At 73.2% G+C, this 15,423-nt stretch carries 11 protein-coding genes and 1 pseudogene; 7 read left to right on the top strand and 5 right to left on the bottom strand.

Going from position 1 to position 15,423, the window contains the following annotated elements:
* Positions 1 to 146 precede the first annotated feature (146 nt).
* Positions 147 to 2,723, bottom strand: coding sequence for an aminopeptidase N (gene pepN / locus ACZ56B_RS20725; protein WP_468792248.1), 2,577 nt, complete (start codon positions 2,721 to 2,723; stop codon positions 147 to 149).
* 138 nt (positions 2,724 to 2,861) lie between these two features.
* Here pepN and ACZ56B_RS20720 point away from each other — a divergent pair, with 138 nt between their 5' ends.
* A complete protein-coding gene (locus ACZ56B_RS20720) occupies positions 2,862 to 3,509 on the top strand; it encodes a mycothiol-dependent nitroreductase Rv2466c family protein (RefSeq protein ID WP_468792245.1) in 648 nt (215 codons plus the stop codon).
* 509 nt (positions 3,510 to 4,018) lie between these two features.
* Here ACZ56B_RS20720 and ACZ56B_RS20715 read toward each other — a convergent pair.
* Positions 4,019 to 5,398, bottom strand: a complete 1,380-nt coding sequence (locus ACZ56B_RS20715; RefSeq protein WP_468792242.1) for an amino acid permease — start codon at positions 5,396 to 5,398, stop codon at positions 4,019 to 4,021.
* Positions 5,399 to 5,895: 497 nt separating this feature from the next.
* On the opposite strand from ACZ56B_RS20715, the gene ACZ56B_RS20710 reads away from it, so the two are divergent.
* Positions 5,896 to 6,477 carry a biotin transporter BioY gene (locus tag ACZ56B_RS20710; RefSeq protein WP_468792239.1) on the top strand — a complete coding sequence of 194 codons (582 nt, stop codon included), beginning with the start codon at positions 5,896 to 5,898 and terminating at the stop codon, positions 6,475 to 6,477.
* 97 nt (positions 6,478 to 6,574) lie between these two features.
* On the opposite strand, the gene ACZ56B_RS20705 is transcribed toward ACZ56B_RS20710, so the two are convergent.
* Positions 6,575 to 8,074: an amino acid permease gene (locus ACZ56B_RS20705; protein WP_468792236.1), complete on the bottom strand. Its 1,500-nt coding sequence runs from the start codon at positions 8,072 to 8,074 to the stop codon at positions 6,575 to 6,577.
* Positions 8,075 to 8,332: 258 nt separating this feature from the next.
* Between ACZ56B_RS20705 and ACZ56B_RS20700 the strand changes: the two genes are divergently transcribed.
* Together ACZ56B_RS20700 and ACZ56B_RS20695 are read left to right on the top strand one after the other, a co-directional pair.
* Complete coding sequence (locus tag ACZ56B_RS20700; RefSeq protein WP_468792233.1) at positions 8,333 to 8,818, top strand: ribose-5-phosphate isomerase; 486 nt, start codon at positions 8,333 to 8,335, stop codon at positions 8,816 to 8,818.
* Between the two features lie 132 nt (positions 8,819 to 8,950).
* Positions 8,951 to 9,778 carry an Fpg/Nei family DNA glycosylase gene (locus tag ACZ56B_RS20695; RefSeq protein ID WP_468792230.1) on the top strand — a complete coding sequence of 276 codons (828 nt, stop codon included), beginning with the start codon at positions 8,951 to 8,953 and terminating at the stop codon, positions 9,776 to 9,778.
* Positions 9,779 to 9,799: 21 nt separating this feature from the next.
* Here ACZ56B_RS20695 and ACZ56B_RS20690 read toward each other — a convergent pair whose 3' ends face one another.
* The gene (locus ACZ56B_RS20690) at positions 9,800 to 11,101 is read right to left on the bottom strand and encodes a GNAT family N-acetyltransferase (RefSeq protein WP_468792227.1); all 1,302 of its coding nucleotides are present in this window, start codon (positions 11,099 to 11,101) and stop codon (positions 9,800 to 9,802) included.
* Between the two features lie 163 nt (positions 11,102 to 11,264).
* Here ACZ56B_RS20690 and ACZ56B_RS20685 point away from each other — a divergent pair, with 163 nt between their 5' ends.
* Both ACZ56B_RS20685 and ACZ56B_RS20680 read left to right on the top strand, forming a co-directional pair.
* A complete protein-coding gene (locus ACZ56B_RS20685; RefSeq protein WP_468792224.1) occupies positions 11,265 to 12,443 on the top strand; it encodes a PP2C family protein-serine/threonine phosphatase in 1,179 nt (392 codons plus the stop codon).
* Positions 12,444 to 12,483: 40 nt separating this feature from the next.
* Positions 12,484 to 12,948 (top strand): annotated as a pseudogene (locus ACZ56B_RS20680) (HD domain-containing protein); the annotation flags it as partial.
* Positions 12,949 to 13,031: 83 nt separating this feature from the next.
* Here the strand turns inward: ACZ56B_RS20680 and ACZ56B_RS20675 are convergent.
* Positions 13,032 to 14,219 carry an acyltransferase family protein gene (locus ACZ56B_RS20675; RefSeq protein ID WP_468792221.1) on the bottom strand — a complete coding sequence of 396 codons (1,188 nt, stop codon included), beginning with the start codon at positions 14,217 to 14,219 and terminating at the stop codon, positions 13,032 to 13,034.
* 621 nt (positions 14,220 to 14,840) lie between these two features.
* Here ACZ56B_RS20675 and ACZ56B_RS20670 point away from each other — a divergent pair.
* Entirely contained in the window at positions 14,841 to 15,035 is a 195-nt protein-coding gene (locus tag ACZ56B_RS20670; RefSeq protein ID WP_468792218.1) for a hypothetical protein, read from the top strand.
* Positions 15,036 to 15,423: the final 388 nt, after the last annotated feature.

Genomic DNA, 15,423 nt, shown 5'->3' with positions numbered 1-15,423 from the left:
GTGGGGGGGGGGGGGGGGGGGGGGGGGGGTGGGGGGGGGGGGGGGGGGGGGGGGGGGTGGGGGGGGGGGGGGGGGGGTGGGGGTGGGGGGCACCCCCCCCCCCCCCCCCCCCCCACGGGAGGGCCCGGGGGAGGCCCGGGACCGGCTCAGCCCGCCGCCGCGTCGCAGGCCTGGCCGCGCAGCGCCCGCGCCAGGTCGTCCCGGGCCTCCAGGACCAGCCGGCGCAGCGCCGGGGCCGCGTCCTCGTGGGCCGCGAGCCACGCGTCCGCCGCGTCCAGCGTCGCCTGCGAGTCCTGCAGCGCGGGGAACAGGCCCCGCACCACGTCCATGCCGATCTGGATCGACCGCTCGGTCCACACCCGCTCGATCGCCGCGAAGTACTTCTCCGCGTACGGCGCGAGCAGTTCCCGCTGCGAGGCCTGGACGAAGCCCGAGATGGTGGCCTCCACCAGCGCGTTGGACAGCGCGTCCGACTCCACCACCTGCGCCCAGCACCGCGCCTTGACCTCCGCCGACGGGCGGGCGGCCAGACAGCGGACCTGGTGCCGCTTGCCGGAGGCGGTGTCGTCCCGCGCCAGCTCCTCGGCCAGGGCCTTCTCGTCCGCGGCCCCGTGCGCGGCCAGCGGCTCCAGGAACGCCCAGCGCAGTTCCTGGTCGACGTCGAGTCCCTCGACCATCGCCGTGCCGGACAGCAGGTCCTGGAGGAGCCGGAGGTCACCCGGCGCGGAGGCGGTCCGGGCGAAGAAGCGCGCCCACGCCAGCTGCTGCTCGCTGCCCGGCGCGGCTGCCTCCAGCTCCCGCCGGGCGCCCTCGGCGAGCAGGGCCCCGCCGGTCTCCCGCCAGGCGGGCGCGGCGTAGTGCTCCAGCGCCGACTCGGCCCAGGCGTGCAGCATCTGGAGCACCCCGATGTCGGACTCGCGCCCGGCGAACCGCAGCACCAGGTCCACGAAGTGCCGTGCGGGCAGCAGCGCGTCCCGGGTCAGGTTCCACAGCGCCGACCAGCACAGGGCGCGCGCCAGGGGGTCGGTCAGCGCGCCCAGGTGCTCCTTCAGCGTGTCCAGCGAGGTCTCGTCGAAGCGGATCTTGCAGTACGTCAGGTCGTCGTCGTTGACCAGCACCAGTTCGGGCGCCTCGGCCCCGGTCAGCTCCGTCACGACCGTACGGGCGCCCTCGACGTCCGCCTCGGCGCGGGCGTACCGCTCCAGGGCGCCGGTGTCCGTGCGCCGGTACAGGCCCACCGCCACGCGGTGCGGACGCAGTTCCGGGTGGGACTCCGCGGCCTCCTGCACCACCGCCAGCTCGTCGATCCGGCCGTCGGCGGTCAGCAGCACCTGCGGGGTGAGGGAGTTGACGCCGGCCGTCTGCAGCCACGCCCGCGACCAGGCGGTCATGTCCCGGCCGCTGGTCTCCTCCAGGACGGACAGCAGGTCGCCGAGGCGGGTGTTGCCGTAGGCGTGGCGCTTGAAGTAGCGCCGGGCGCCCTCCAGGAACGCGTCCTGGCCGACGTAGGCCACCAGCTGCTTGAGCACCGAGGCGCCCTTGGCGTAGGTGATGCCGTCGAAGTTCAGCTTGGCGTCCTGCAGGTCGCGGATGTCCGCGGTGACCGGGTGCGTGGAGGGCAGCTGGTCCGCGCGGTAGGCCCAGGCCTTGCGGCGGTTGGCGAAGGTGATCCAGCCGTCGGTGAAGCGGGTCGCGCCGACCAGCGAGAACGTGCCCATGAAGTCGGCGAAGGACTCCTTCAGCCACAGGTCGTCCCACCACTCCATGGTGACCAGGTCGCCGAACCACATGTGCGCCATCTCGTGCAGGACGGTGGTGGCGCGGGCCTCGTAGGACGCGCGGGTGACCTTGCCCCGGAAGACGTACTCCTCCCGGAAGGTCACCAGCCCCGGGTTCTCCATCGCGCCCAGGTTGTACTCGGGCACGAACGCCTGGTCGTACTTCCCGAACGGGTACGGGTAGTCGACGTGGTCGTGGAAGAAGTCCAGGCCCTGCTTGGTCACCAGGAACACGTCGTCGGCGTCGAAGTGCGGGGCGAGGCCCTTGCGGCACATCGCGCCGAGCGGGATCCGCAGACGCGTGCCGTCGCCGAGGACCCGCTCGTAGGTGTCCGTCACGTAGTGGTAGGGGCCCGCCACCACGCAGGTGATGTACGTCGAGATCGGCTTGGTCTCCGCGAACCGCCAGACGCCGTCGGCGAGTTCGCCCACGCCGTTGCTCCACACCGTCCAGCCCTCGGGGGCCCGCACCTCGAAGCGGAACGGGGCCTTGAGGTCGGGCTGCTCGAAGTTCGCGAAGACCCGGCGGGAGTCGGCCGGCTCGTACTGGGTGTACAGGTACACCTCGCCGTCCTCGGGGTCGACGAAGCGGTGCAGGCCCTCACCGGTGCGGGAGTAGGCGCACCGGGCGTCGACGACGAGTTCGTTGTCGGCGGCGAGGTCCTCCAGCAGGATCCGGGTGCCGTCGAAGACCTCACCGGGGTCGAGGTCCCGCCCGTTGAGGGAGACGGCCGTCACGCTCGGTGCGATCAGGTCGGCGAAGCTGCTCGCCCCCGGCTCGGCGCAGCGGAACCGGAGGGTGGTGACGGAGCGGAACGTGCGGGGGCCCTCGCCGTGGGCGTCGCCGATCGCCGACCGCAGGTCGAGGGACACCTCGTACCCGTCGACGGACAGCAGGGCGGCCCGCTCCCGGGCCTCGTCGCGGGTCAGATTCTCACCGGGCACGGGCGGCACTCCTCAGGCGTCGTCGACAGGGGTGATCAGGACCGATCCTGCCATGCGCCCCTGACGCGGGGCAGCCGGGAATGGCGGGGCGGCGGCACGGCGTTCCCCCTGGGAAACCCTTTCCTCACGAGGAGCGACATGTCGGACAAGACTCCCGCCACGCCCGTCGACTTCTGGTTCGACCCGCTGTGCCCCTGGGCCTGGATGACCTCCCGCTGGATGGTGGAGGTGGAGAAGGTGCGGAACGTCAAGGTCCGCTGGCGTGTGATGAGTCTCGCCGTCCTCAACGAGGACAGGCTCGACGAGCTGCCCGAGGAGTACCGCGAGATGCTCGCGACCAAGGCCTGGGGCCCGGTCCGGGTGGTCATCGCGGCCCAGCAGGAGCACGGCGCCGAGGTGCTCGGCGACCTGTACACCGCGCTCGGCACCCGCATCCACAACCAGGACGAGGGTCCGGAGAAGGAGACCGTCGCCGCCGCGCTGAAGGACGTCGGCCTGCCCGGGTCCCTCATGGAGCACTGGGACTCCACCCCGTACGAGCCCGAGCTGCGCGCCTCCCACAAGGAGGGCATCGAGAAGGTCGGCCAGGACGTCGGCACCCCGGTCATCGCGGTCCCCGGCGCCGACGGCGAGCAGATCGCCTTCTTCGGCCCGGTCGTCACCCCCGCCCCCAAGGGCGAGGAGGCCGCCCGGCTGTGGGACGGCACCCTCGCGGTGGCCTCCGTCCCCGGCTTCTACGAGCTCAAGCGCACGCGGACGAAGGGGCCGGACTTCAGCAACCTGTGACGGGCGTCGCTCGACCACCGGCATCTTGACGGGCCGGGCGAACGGCTTCCGGTTCCCGCCCGTGCGCAGGTTCCGGCACCGCCGGCCGGTGTCCGGGTCCAGCACGTCCTCGCGGAGCCGGGACTCGTGCACGCTCGCGCGGCCCAGCCGCTCCTTGAGGTTCTCCTGCTCCGCCCTGCCCGGCCGGCGGTGCGGGTGGCCCCCGTCGCACGTGGAGCGGGGCAGTGTTCGTGTCCTCGGTGTCGCCCTTGCGTCACGATGGACCGGATCGCCGCATGCCGGAAGCCCCCGCGGGCCACTTCCCCGCGGGGGCTTCCCCTTTTTCCGCCTGCCGGGTGAACGGTGAGAAGACGATCACGGGGCAGGACGCTCCACGGGGGTGCTCCGGACTCTTATTGCACACATGTCGCAACTGCACGCTAGCAGCAGGAGTGGACGGGCGCAGGCCGAGCACGCGAAACGGCCCCCGCGTCCGCACGCGAGGGCCGTCACCGGGGCGGGGGAGGGGGTCAGCTCCGGGCGCGCCTGCGCTGCCGGACGTATCCCACCGCCGCCAGGAACAGCGTCATCCCGCCCGAGGAGTACAGCTGCACGCGGGTGTCCGGCTCCCGGGCCATGAGGACGAAGACCGCGGCCATGCCGGCCAGCGCGGCCCACGTCAGCCACGGGAACGCCCACATCCGCACGACGAGCTTCTGCGGCGCCTCGAGCTCCAGCCGGCGGCGCAGCCGCAGCTGCGAGACGGCGATGAAGATCCAGACGATCAGGATCACCGCGCCGATCATGTTCAGCAGCCAGGGGAAGACGTCGTCGGGCCGCCAGTAGCTCAGCAGCACGCACAGGAAGCCGAAGGCGGAGGAGGCCAGCACGGCGACCCGCGGCACCCCGCCCGAGACCCGGCTCAGCGCCTTCGGTCCCTGCCCGCGCTCCACCAGCGAGTAGCCGATGCGCGAGGCGCCGTAGATGTTGGCGTTCATCGCGGACAGCAGCGCGACGAACACCACGACGTTCATCAGCTGGCCGGCGCCGGGGATGCCGAGGCGGTCCAGGGCGGCGACGTACGGGCCGTCCTCCACCACCGCCGGGGAGTCCCACGGCACCAGGGTGACGACGACCGCCATCGACCCGATGTAGAACAGCGCGATCCGCCACATCGCGGTGCGGACCGCGTTCGCCACGCCCTTGACCGGGTTCTCCGACTCGGCCGCCGCGATGGTCACGGTCTCCAGGCCGCCGTACGCGAAGACGGACGCGAGCAGGCCGATCACCAGGCCCTCGCCGCCGTTGGGCAGGAAGTCGGTGAGGTGGGAGGCGCCCGGGGAGTCCGTGCCGGGCAGCAGGCCCGCGACGGCCAGCACCCCGAGGGCGAGGAACAGGGTGATCGCGCCGACCTTCAGGGCCGCGAACCAGAACTCGAACTCGCCGAAGTTCCTCACCGCCGCGAGGTTCGTCCCGCAGAACACCACCATGAACAGCGCCACCCACGCCCACTCGGGCGTGCCCGGCAGCCAGCCGGTGGCGATCTTCGCGGCGCCGATGGCCTCCAGGCCGACCGCCGTGCACAGCAGCACCCAGAACGCCCAGCCGGCGGTGAAGCCCGCCCAGGGGCCGATCGCCCGCTCGGCGTGCGCCGAGAAGGACCCCGAGGAGGGATGGGCGGCCGACATCTCGCCCAGCATCCGCATCACCAGCATCACCAGGAGGCCGGAGAGGGCGTAGGCGAGGACGATCGAGGGCCCGGCGGCGGCGATCCCCGCGCCGGACCCGACGAACAGGCCGGCGCCGATGACCCCGCCGAGGGCGATCATCGACAGGTGGCGCTGCTTCAGGCCGTGCGAGAGGGAGGTGCCGTCCGCCGTGGGAGGCGTCTCGACGGAGGTGTGGGGCATGGCGCGGCTCGTTCGCTGTGTGGGGGTAAAACGAACCCAGTCTGGACGGCCCCTCCGGCAGGGAGGAGGGCCCGCCCAGCATGCGGACGCCCCCTGTCCGGAGCGTGATCCTCCGGTCACCCGGCGGCCGTCGCACGACGCGGGGCGCCCCCCGTCGACGAACCCCGCGGACCGAGCGCGAGGGCGGCGCCGGCGCACCGCGGCGGGGCGGCGCGCCCGCCGCTCCCTCCGGTCGGTCACCGGGTGACCGGGCGGGCGGGACGAGCGGGGCGGCCGGTTTGGCGGGACCCGACAGCCTCCCTTCCACCCGGTCCTGTCGGCCAAACCACCTCACCTCAGTGACCGGTGTCACGCCGGACCACTGGTCACCGCCCTCCTTTGTCAGGAGCCCACCAAGTCCGCGTCCGCCCCTTTGTCGAGCGCCGACGGTGATCGGCGCGCGGGCGCCGGGATAGCGTCGCCGTGTCCCCGACTGCCCTCACTCCCGCGGAGGCCCCATGAGCACCGCTGCCGCCCCTTCCACCCGCGCCGGTCTGGTCCTCGCCGACCTGCTTCCGGCCTCCCGCGTCCGCGACGCCGCGCTCGTGCTCGGCGGTGCCGCCCTCACCGGCCTCGCCGCCCAGATCGCGGTGCCCGTCCCCGGCTCCCCGGTGCCGGTGACCGGCCAGACCTTCGCCGCGCTGCTCGTCGGCACCGCCCTCGGCGCGGGCCGGGGAGCCGCCGCCCTCGCGGTGTACGCGCTGGCGGGCCTCGCCGGGGTGCCGTGGTTCGCGAACGGCTCCCACGGGATCGGCGCGTCCTTCGGCTACATCCTCGGCATGCTGCTGGCCGCCGCCGTCGTGGGCGCCCTGGCCCGCCGCGGCGCCGACCGCTCCGTGTGGCGGACGGCGGGCGCCATGGTGCTCGGCTCGGCGGTGATCTACGCCGTCGGCGTTCCCTACCTGGCCCTGTCCACCGGCATGTCCGCCTCCGCCGCGATCGCGGCCGGCCTCGTCCCCTTCCTCGTCGGCGACGCCCTGAAGGCGGCCCTGGCCATGGGAGTGCTGCCGACCGCCTGGAAGTTCGCCGGCAGGCGCTGACCGCCGGCCTCCACGGGGAGAGGCCCGCCGGGTGCCGCACGGCTGCCCGGCGGGCCTCTCCCCGTGAGGGCCCGGCCCCCGTCACCGCAGGGCGGCCTCAGCCGGCCGGGACCTCGTCCCGCGCCCGGTCGTGCGCGGCCCCGCCGCCACCGCGCCCGGCCAGGCGCTGCTTCACCAGGGCGACGGCGAGCACGAGGGCGGCGACCAGCAGCGACAGCAGCACCGTGGTCCGCCCGTTGTGCTCGGTGTCGGTCAGCATGTAACCGAGCACGAACACGATCAGCGCCGCGCTGGCCCAGGTCAGGTACGGGTACAGCCACATCCGCACGACCAGCTTCTCGGGCGCCTCGGCCTCGATGATCCGCCGCATGCGCAGCTGCGAGAAGCAGATCACCAGCCAGACGAACAGCGCGACCGCGCCGGAGGAGTTGACCAGGAAGAGGAAGACCGAGTCCGGGAACTCGTAGTTGAAGAAGACGGCGACGAAGCCGAACACGACCGACGCGACGATCGCGTTCCGCGGCACGCCCCGGCCGGTGGTCCGGGCGAACGCCTTCGGCGCGTCCCCGCGCCGGCCGAGCGAGAAGGCCATCCGGGAGGCCGTGTAGAGACCGGAGTTGAGGCAGGAGAGCACGGACGTCAGCACGATGAAGTTCATGATCTGACCGGCGTGCGCGATGCCGAGGGAGTCCAGGGCGGCGACGTACGAGCCGTCCTCGGCGATCGACGCGCTGTCCCAGGGCAGCAGGCAGACGACGACGAAGATCGACCCGAGGTAGAAGACGCCGATGCGCCAGATGATGCTGTTGGTCGCCTTGGTGACGGCCCGCTGCGGGTCCTCCGACTCGCCGGCCGCCAGGGTCGCGATCTCGCTGCCCATGAAGGAGAAGACGACGAGCAGGATGCCGGTGAGGACGGCGCCGGCGCCGTGCGGCAGGAAGCCGCCGTGGGCGGTGAGGTTGGCGAGCCCCGCGGAGTCGCTGTCGACACCGGGCAGCAGACCGAGGACGGCCAGCCCGCCGACGACGATGAACGCGCCGATGGCGACGACCTTGATCCCGGCGAACCAGAACTCGAACTCGCCGTAGGAACCGACGGACGCGAGGTTGGTGGCGGTCAGCACCACCATCACGATGAGGGCCCAGCCCCACTGGGGCACGGCCGGTATCCACCCTTCGAGGATCGTGGCCCCGGCGGTCGCCTCCACCGCCAGCACCACGACCCAGAAGAACCAGTAGAGCCAGCCGATCGAGAACCCGGCCCAGGGGCCGAGCGCGCGGTCGGCGTGCGCGGAGAAGGACCCGGACGTCGGGTTGGCCGCCGACATCTCGCCGAGCATCCGCATCACCAGCACCACGAGCGTGCCGACGAAGGCGTAGGAGAGGAGGATCCCGGGACCGGCGGCCGCGATGCCCGAGCTGGAACCGACGAACAGGCCGGCGCCGATGACCCCGCCGATGGCGATCATCGACAGGTGGCGGTTCTTGAGCCCGGCCCGGAGCCCGGATCCGTTCTCCCCCGGACCGCCGGAGGGCGGCGTTCCGGTGGGGTCTCCGGGACTGTTGCCGGGCGTCCTGAGGGTCGGCTGCGAGGTCATGGAGCGATTTCCTTTGCGCCGTGGGGGGCGGTTTTCCGGATGAACCGGTCGGTGCGGGGGTGCACCGCCGCCTCGGGCACCGAAGACCCGAGGCGGCCCTGTGGGGGGCCGCTCCAGTGAAACTGAGGTGAAAAGAATCGAGAACCTTCGAATGCGGATTTTTACTTGAGCTTTCCCTGCTCTTCTGTGAATCTCCTCACAGTGGCGGCCATGACACCCCGCGCGTTCGCCCGCGAAACCGCGTGTCACACTCGGACCATGCGCGTGTACCTCGGTTCCGACCATGCCGGCTACGAACTCAAGAACCACCTCGTCGAGTGGCTCGAGAGCGCGGGCCACGAGCCCGTCGACTGCGGGCCCCACGTCTACGACGCCCAGGACGACTACCCGCCCTTCTGCCTCCGCGCCGCCGAGCGGACCGCCGCCGACCCCGGCGCCCTCGGCATCGTGATCGGCGGCTCCGGCAACGGCGAGCAGATCGCCGCGAACAAGGTGAAGGGCGTGCGGGCGGCCCTGGCGTGGAGCGAGGAGACGGCGGCGCTGGGCCGTCAGCACAACGACGCCAACGTGATCGCGGTGGGTGCGCGCATGCACACGCGGGACGAGGCGACCAAGTTCGTGGAGACCTTCCTGAACACCCCGTTCTCGCAGGACGAGCGCCACGTCCGCCGCATCGGCATGCTCACCGCCTACGAGACCACCGGCGACCTCCCCCCGATCCCGCCCCACCACCCCCAGCGGTAACCGGCACGCACCCCGGCCCCGCCGGGAACCGGAGGGCTCCGCGGCGGGGCGACGACCGGCGTGCCCGCCCGCGCGGGACGCACGGGACGGGCGGGACGCACGGGAGGAGCATCAGGCAGGAGAGGAGGACCCGTGCCCGAGGGACACACCATCCACCGGCTGGCCGAGGACTACGCCGCCGCCTTCGCGCACCGCACGCCCCCGCGCGTCACCAGTCCCCAGGGCAAGTTCGCCGACGCCGCCGCCCTCCTCGACCGCACGCCCCTGCACACCACCGACGCCCACGGCAAGCACCTCTTCCTCGGCTTCGGCGACCCGGACCCCGGGCACACCGAGTGGGTCCACATCCACCTCGGCCTCTTCGGCAAGGTCACCTTCGGCCCGGCCCCCGCGCCGCCGCCCACGGACACCGTCCGCCTGCGCCTGGCCGGCGACACGACGTACGTCGACCTGCGCGGTCCCACCACCTGCGCCCTGATCACGGACGCCGAGAAGCGGGCGGTGCACGACCGCCTCGGTCCCGACCCCCTGCGCCCGGACGCGGACCCGTCCGCCGCGTACCGCAGGATCAGCCGCAGCCGTACGACGATCGCCGCCCTCCTCATGGACCAGAAGGTCGTCGCGGGCGTGGGGAACGTCTACCGCGCCGAGGTCCTCTTCCGGCACCGGATCGACCCGTACCGCGCGGGCCGGGACATCACCCCGGCCGAGTGGGACGCGATCTGGACCGACCTGGTCGCCCTCATGCGCGAGGGCGTCCGCAACAACCGCATCGACACCGTCCGCCCGGAGCACACCCCCGAGGCGATGGGCCGCCCGCCGCGCGTGGACGACCACGGCGGCGAGGTGTACGTGTACCGCAGGGCCCTCCTGCCCTGCCACGTCTGCGGCGGCGGGATCCGCACCGCCGATCTCGCCGCCCGCAATCTCTTCTGGTGCCCCACCTGCCAGGACACCTGAGGTCGGGTCCCGCCCGGCCCCTCAGAACCCGTGCGGCAGCCACGGCGCCGCGTCGCTGCCGAACGCCAGGGACGCCTCCGCCAGCGCCCCCGGCCGCACCTCGCGCACCCGGCCGGCCGCGGCCAGCGACGCGAGGCTCACCCCGCCGAGATACGCGGAGCCCAGCTCCCGCACGGACAGGGCGAGTTCCGCCGCGTCCCCGGTCCGCTCGCAGGACGCCCCCTTCCCGTCCCCGCTCAGCCGCCAGCGCCCCGCGTTCCACGGGCAGAACGCGTCCTCCACCTCGAACACCACGTCCACCGGCGCCCGGTACGTCCGCGCCCGCAGCGCCTCCCCGACGTCGACCAGCCGTACGTACAGCGCGTCCCGCAGGACCGGCCGGCACCGCCGGAGGTCCGACACCATGTGCCGCCAGCCCTCGTCGACCGGCCGCCCCCGCGCCACCAGCGTCGACGTCAGGTCGACGGAGAACAGGAACCGCCACAGCGCCGCGTCCGCGGCCGGGTCCAGCGCGTCCAGGGCGCTCAGGACCACCGTGCCGTCGGGACCGGCCGGCCCCCAGTCCGGCTTCACGCGGAACCGCGCGTACCCGACCGTCTCGCCGTCCCGCTCGGCGACGACGCACTGCAGCGGCGACGCCCCGTCCCGCCGGCTCTCCGGGTCGAGGACCCCCAGCCGCTCCCAGCCGGGCCGGCGCGCCAGCATCCCCGGCCGCCGCGGCACCAGCCGGGCGTAGACCGCCTCGCAGGCGTCGAGCACGTCGGCCGGGTCCGCGTACCGCAGCCGCACGCCGTCGGTGCCGGCCGGGACCGCCAGCGCCGTCCGCCGCGTGTCGATCTCGGCGTTCAGCTGGAACGAGGCCGCCCCGTAGCCGAACCGGCCGTAGATCGCCGGTTCGGACGCCGTGAGCACCGCCAGCGGCTCGCCCCAGGACCGCACGTCGTCCAGCTGCCGCCGCATCATCGACGTCAGCACCCCGCGCCGCCGGTGCGTGGCGGCCACCCCGACCATGGTGACGCCCGCGGCGGGCACGCAGGCGCCCCCGGGCACGGTCATCCGGAACGAGAAGGCGCCCGCCGTCCCCACGCACGCGTCGCCGTCCCAGGCGCCCAGGGACCGCTCGCACTCGGTCAGCGCGTCCCACAGCTCCCGCTCCTCGGCCGCCTCCGGCACCCCGCCGAAGGCACGGAGCAGCGTGTCGTACCACTCGTCCCATTCGTCCGGACCCAGTTCCCGGAGCACGGGTCCGGAGTCCGCTGAGCCGTCGGTCACACCGCTCGCCCCGTGGTCCCGGTCCGCTTCCCTCACGCGCTCGTTCGCCATGGGCCATGCCTACCAGGGGCGAGGCGGGACGGGCGAAGCAATTTCCCCCGGGCGGCCCCACGGCGGCCCCCGGTGAAGTTCACTGTGAAGTCGGTCCCCGGACGGGGGACAACCAGGACCTCCCGTGCCGAGCGGTCGGTCCGATCGATAGGGTCCCGGACTAATGGCAGCAGGACGAGAGCGGCGCGCGGCGGCCGACACGTTCACGGCCCGGTGGAAGAAGCAGTGGCACCGGGCCCGCGTCGGCGTGCGCCGGGCCGCCGTCGACTACTTCCGCGGGGACGGCTCGGACTGGGTCGCGCTCGCCGGACTGCTCCTGACCATCCCGTTGATCACGGCCGGGACGCTCGCCAACTCCGTGTGGTGCGCGCCGGCCGCCCTGGTCGTCCCGATCGTCGCGGGCGGCCTGCTGCTGCGCCCGGCGAGCCTGCTCGGCCTGTACGCGGCGGCGGCGACCGCGCTGATCGTGGAGGCGGTGCAGCTCGGCCCCTACACCGAGGGCGCGGCCCGGGTCACCCCGGGCGTGGTCCTCACCGTGGCGGCCTGCGGCTTCTTCGGGCTGCTCGTCGCCCAGTTCCGCAGCCGGGTGGGCGTGCCCTGGCGGCGCGGCGGCACCATGCTGTTCGACCTGCGCGAACGCATCCGGGTGCAGAGCAAGTTGCCGAAGCTGCCGGACGGCTGGCACCGGGAGATGGCCCTGCGGCCGGCGGGCGGGCAGTCGTTCTCGGGCGACTTCGTGGTCGCGGCCCGGACGAACGGCGGACGCACCCTGGAGGTCGTGCTGACGGACGTGTCCGGCAAGGGCATGGACGCCGGTTCGCGGGCCCTGCTCCTCTCGGGCGCCTTCGGCGGCCTCCTCGGCAGCCTCCCCCCGCACGCCTTCCTCCCGGCCGCCAACGGCTACCTGCTCCGCCAGGACTGGGACGAGGGCTTCGCCACCTCCATCCACCTGGTCCTCGACCTCGACTCCGGCGACTACGAGCTGTACTCCGCGGGCCATCCGCCGGGCCTCCAGCTCAGCGCGGGCAGCGGACGCTGGGAGGAGAAGTCGGCCGACGGGCCGCTGCTGGGCGTGTACGACGGCGCCCAGTTCGACCCGGTGAAGGGCACGCTGCGCCCCGGGGACGTGCTGATGCTGTTCACGGACGGCCTGGTGGAGACCTCCGACCGGGACATCGTCGAGGGCATCGACCGGCTCACCGGCGAGGCCGACCGCTATGTCGCCGGAGGCTTCCACGGGGCCGCCTGGCACCTCATCGAGGCGGTGGCCAAGGACGTCAACGACGACCGCGCCCTGCTGCTGATCTGCCGCGAGGGCCCCACGGCGGCCGCGTCCCGCTGATCCGCCGCCGCTCCTCCTCCCGGGCCGGGACACTGGGCGCATGACGAACGGGACACCACGCACCCCGCCGACCCCGGCCGAGGTCGAGGCCGCCGCCCGCGCCGCGCACGCCGGCCAGACCGACAAGGCGGGCCGGCCCTACGCCGAGCACCTGCGGGCCGTCGCCGAGGGCGTACGGCGGCGCGGCGGCGACGACGAGCAGATCGCGGCCGCCTGGCTGCACGACGCCGTCGAGGACGGCAGGCTGCCGGACCGGTGGCTGGAGGAGGCCGGGCTGACCCGGCGGACCAAGGACATCGTCCGCGCGGTCACCAGGCGGCCCGGTGAGCCGCCCGAGGCGTACGCGGCCCGCATCCTCGCCACCCCCGGCGCGCTGCTGGTGAAGGAGGCGGACCTGGCCCACAACGCCGACCCGGCCCGTCTCGCGGTGCTGGACGAGGCCACCCGCACGCGACTGGCCGGGAAGTACGCGCGGATGCGCGCCCTTCTCGGCCTCGTGGCGGGGGAGCGCCCGGACCGGGCGGACCAGGACCCTTCGCCTGGGTCGGGCCGGGCTCGCGGGGTCCGGCCCGATCCGGACGAAGGGCCCTAGACGGGCACCTTCTCGCGCTCGCCCCGTGTCTCCCGCCGCTCGCGTTCGCGGACCTCCGCGGGGGCGTCCCGACGGAACGCCCACTCCATCCTCGGCTCCGTCACGAACCGGAAGACCCGCCGGACCGGCCCGGTGCACAGCAGGGTCACCAGGACCGCCCCCAGCAGCGAGACGACGACGTGGCCGAGCGGCTGGTGCAGCCAGTCGGAGTCGAACCAGCCCCGGTAGGAGGCGCCCTTGGTCACGAACCCGTGCAGCAGGTAGCCGTAGAGCGTGCCGGCGCCGAGCGCCGTGAACCACGTGCGGCGCCCCGGCACCCAGGACAGGAAACAGGCGGTCAGCACGAGGGAGCAGCCGAAGAGGGCGAGCGTCACGACCGGCCCGGCCCACCACGGCAGGCCCATCTCCTGGGCGGCCGAGTTCCGGTACACCCACCGCGTGTCCATGTACGGCACGGCCCACCAGCCGACGGCCAGGGCGACCAGGAGCACCGGAACCGACAGGACGCGCACCGCGCGACGGCGCACCATCCGGAAGTGCTCCTGCCTGAGGCACAGGCCGAGCACGAAGCACGGCAGGAACTGCAGGACGCGCTGCAGGTCCAGGTCGTCGCGGACCTCGGGCGTCATGGAGGCCAGCGCGGCGATGCCGAGCGCCACGGGCAGCGGCCGGCGGATCACCTTCCAGACCGGGGTGGTCAGCCGCCAGATGAACAGGGCGCACAGGAACCACGTCAGGTACCAGGGGTCCAGCAGGCTGATCGCGAAGCCGGGGTCGTCGTCGACGACGCGCTTGAAGAGCGCGTAGGCGGTCTCGAAGACGAGGTACGGCACGAGCACACCGGTGACCAGCCGCTTGACCCGGTCGGGGCGCATGTCGAAATTGCGCGAGAAGTAGCCGGAGATGATGATGAACGCCGGCATGTGGAACGTGTACAGCACCAGGTACAGGCCCTGCAGGCCCCGGCTGTCGTCGTTGAGCGGGTCCCAGGTGTGGCCCACGGCCACCAGCACGATCGCCAGGTACTTGGCGTTGTCGAAGAACGCGTCGCGCTGCTTGCCGGAGGGGGCCGGCCGGTCGTTCCGCCGCTCCTTCGCGGGCGGGCCCGGTACTCCGGACGCCGGCGGCCGTGCCGTGGGGAGCGGCGTCCTGCTGTTGCCGTGCGGTCGCTGCGAGTCGGTCACGGACCCTCCCACCGGGAACTCGGGGAGGAGGTCGGTGGACTCGCTGCGCTTGCGGGGGACGAGGCAGCGTGGAACATCTGAGGCACCCTAGCGTTGTCCGTGGGTATGCGTAAAACAGCCGACGTCATTCCTGGTTATCCGGTCCGGGTACCCCGGAATCGGCAAAGTCGGCGCCGTCGCGGGCGTGATGGCCAACACACCTCGTGCGTACGGATTTCGTGGAGACATGTGCCTGCCTTGTCGGGATTGACCCCGATCAAAGCGCACACAAGGGCGACGGACGGCTCCGGTTGGATGTCCGCTTCACTCCTGTTCGTCCCCTCCTCGTGGGGTGCGGGGTGTCGTCTCGGCGGGAATTCGAATTGGTCGCGGAAGCCGTGTGCGGATAAGGAGACGATCTCTTCGCATTCCCCGTGCGGGCGTTTCCTCGAATTTCCGTGCGGGGCCGCGCCGACGGCCGGGCGGACGGACGCGCGCACGGGGACGCGGCGGCCGCCGGCCGGACGATGCGTCACCGGCCGCATAGGGGAGCCGTGTTGGTGGCACGATGGTTCTGGCGGGGTGCGCGGGGTCGCGGCGCCCGGGCCGGGAGAGCGGAACCGACCGAGGGTGTGATCAGTTGTGGCCATTTCACTGTCCGTGGTGCTGCTGTTGGCGATCATCCTGGTAGTGCTGCTGAGAGGGGGATCCCTCAAGCCCGGACCCGCGATCGTCGCGGTCCTCTTCGGCTTCTTCCTCGCCTCGACCGGCATGGCCGACGACATCCAGCGGTTCCTGAACTCGATCGCCGAGACGATCAACTCCATCAGCTTCTGACGAGCCCCGGCCCCTGCCCGGCCCGCGGCCCCCGCCCGGCTCCGGCGGCCGGGCGCGTCCCGCACCCCTCCCGGCCGCCGGGAGGGGTGCGGGACGCGGGCCGGGTCCCCGGCCCGGCCGGGACACCCGACCGGTCCCTCCCCGTCACCCGCCCGGCGTCCCGGCCCGCGGCGCGATCGTCGAGGCGCTCGAGCGCACTCCGGGCGGAACCGGCGCACGGAGGGACGGAAGGGCGGAGGGCGGGCGCACGAAGCGGCGCGGGCGGCCGGAACGGCCCGTGGAACGGGTCAGGGACCGGGAGAAGAAGGGTTCTCCTCCCTGGGCCTAAGCATCCCGGAGCAGGCGAAAGGGACCGAACCCATATAGGAAGGTTTGAAGAGCGGGGGTT

Source organism: Streptomyces sp. NPDC034670, from assembly GCF_055574875.1.
The sequence above is the reverse complement of the archived record's forward strand: the minus strand, read 5'-3'. Positions and strand labels throughout refer to the sequence as shown.

Excerpts from the sequence above, each read along its gene's own strand:
- ACZ56B_RS20715 (WP_468792242.1), bottom strand. The coding sequence starts at position 5,398 with ATGCCCCACACCTCCGTCGAGACGCCTCCCACGGCGGACGGCACCTCC.
- ACZ56B_RS20720 (WP_468792245.1), top strand. The coding sequence starts at position 2,862 with ATGTCGGACAAGACTCCCGCCACGCCCGTCGACTTCTGGTTCGACCCG.
- ACZ56B_RS20705 (WP_468792236.1), bottom strand. The coding sequence starts at position 8,074 with ATGACCTCGCAGCCGACCCTCAGGACGCCCGGCAACAGTCCCGGAGAC.
- ACZ56B_RS20685 (WP_468792224.1), top strand. The coding sequence starts at position 11,265 with ATGGCAGCAGGACGAGAGCGGCGCGCGGCGGCCGACACGTTCACGGCC.
- ACZ56B_RS20700 (WP_468792233.1), top strand. The coding sequence starts at position 8,333 with ATGCGCGTGTACCTCGGTTCCGACCATGCCGGCTACGAACTCAAGAAC.
- ACZ56B_RS20710 (WP_468792239.1), top strand. The coding sequence starts at position 5,896 with ATGAGCACCGCTGCCGCCCCTTCCACCCGCGCCGGTCTGGTCCTCGCC.
- ACZ56B_RS20690 (WP_468792227.1), bottom strand. The coding sequence starts at position 11,101 with ATGGCGAACGAGCGCGTGAGGGAAGCGGACCGGGACCACGGGGCGAGC.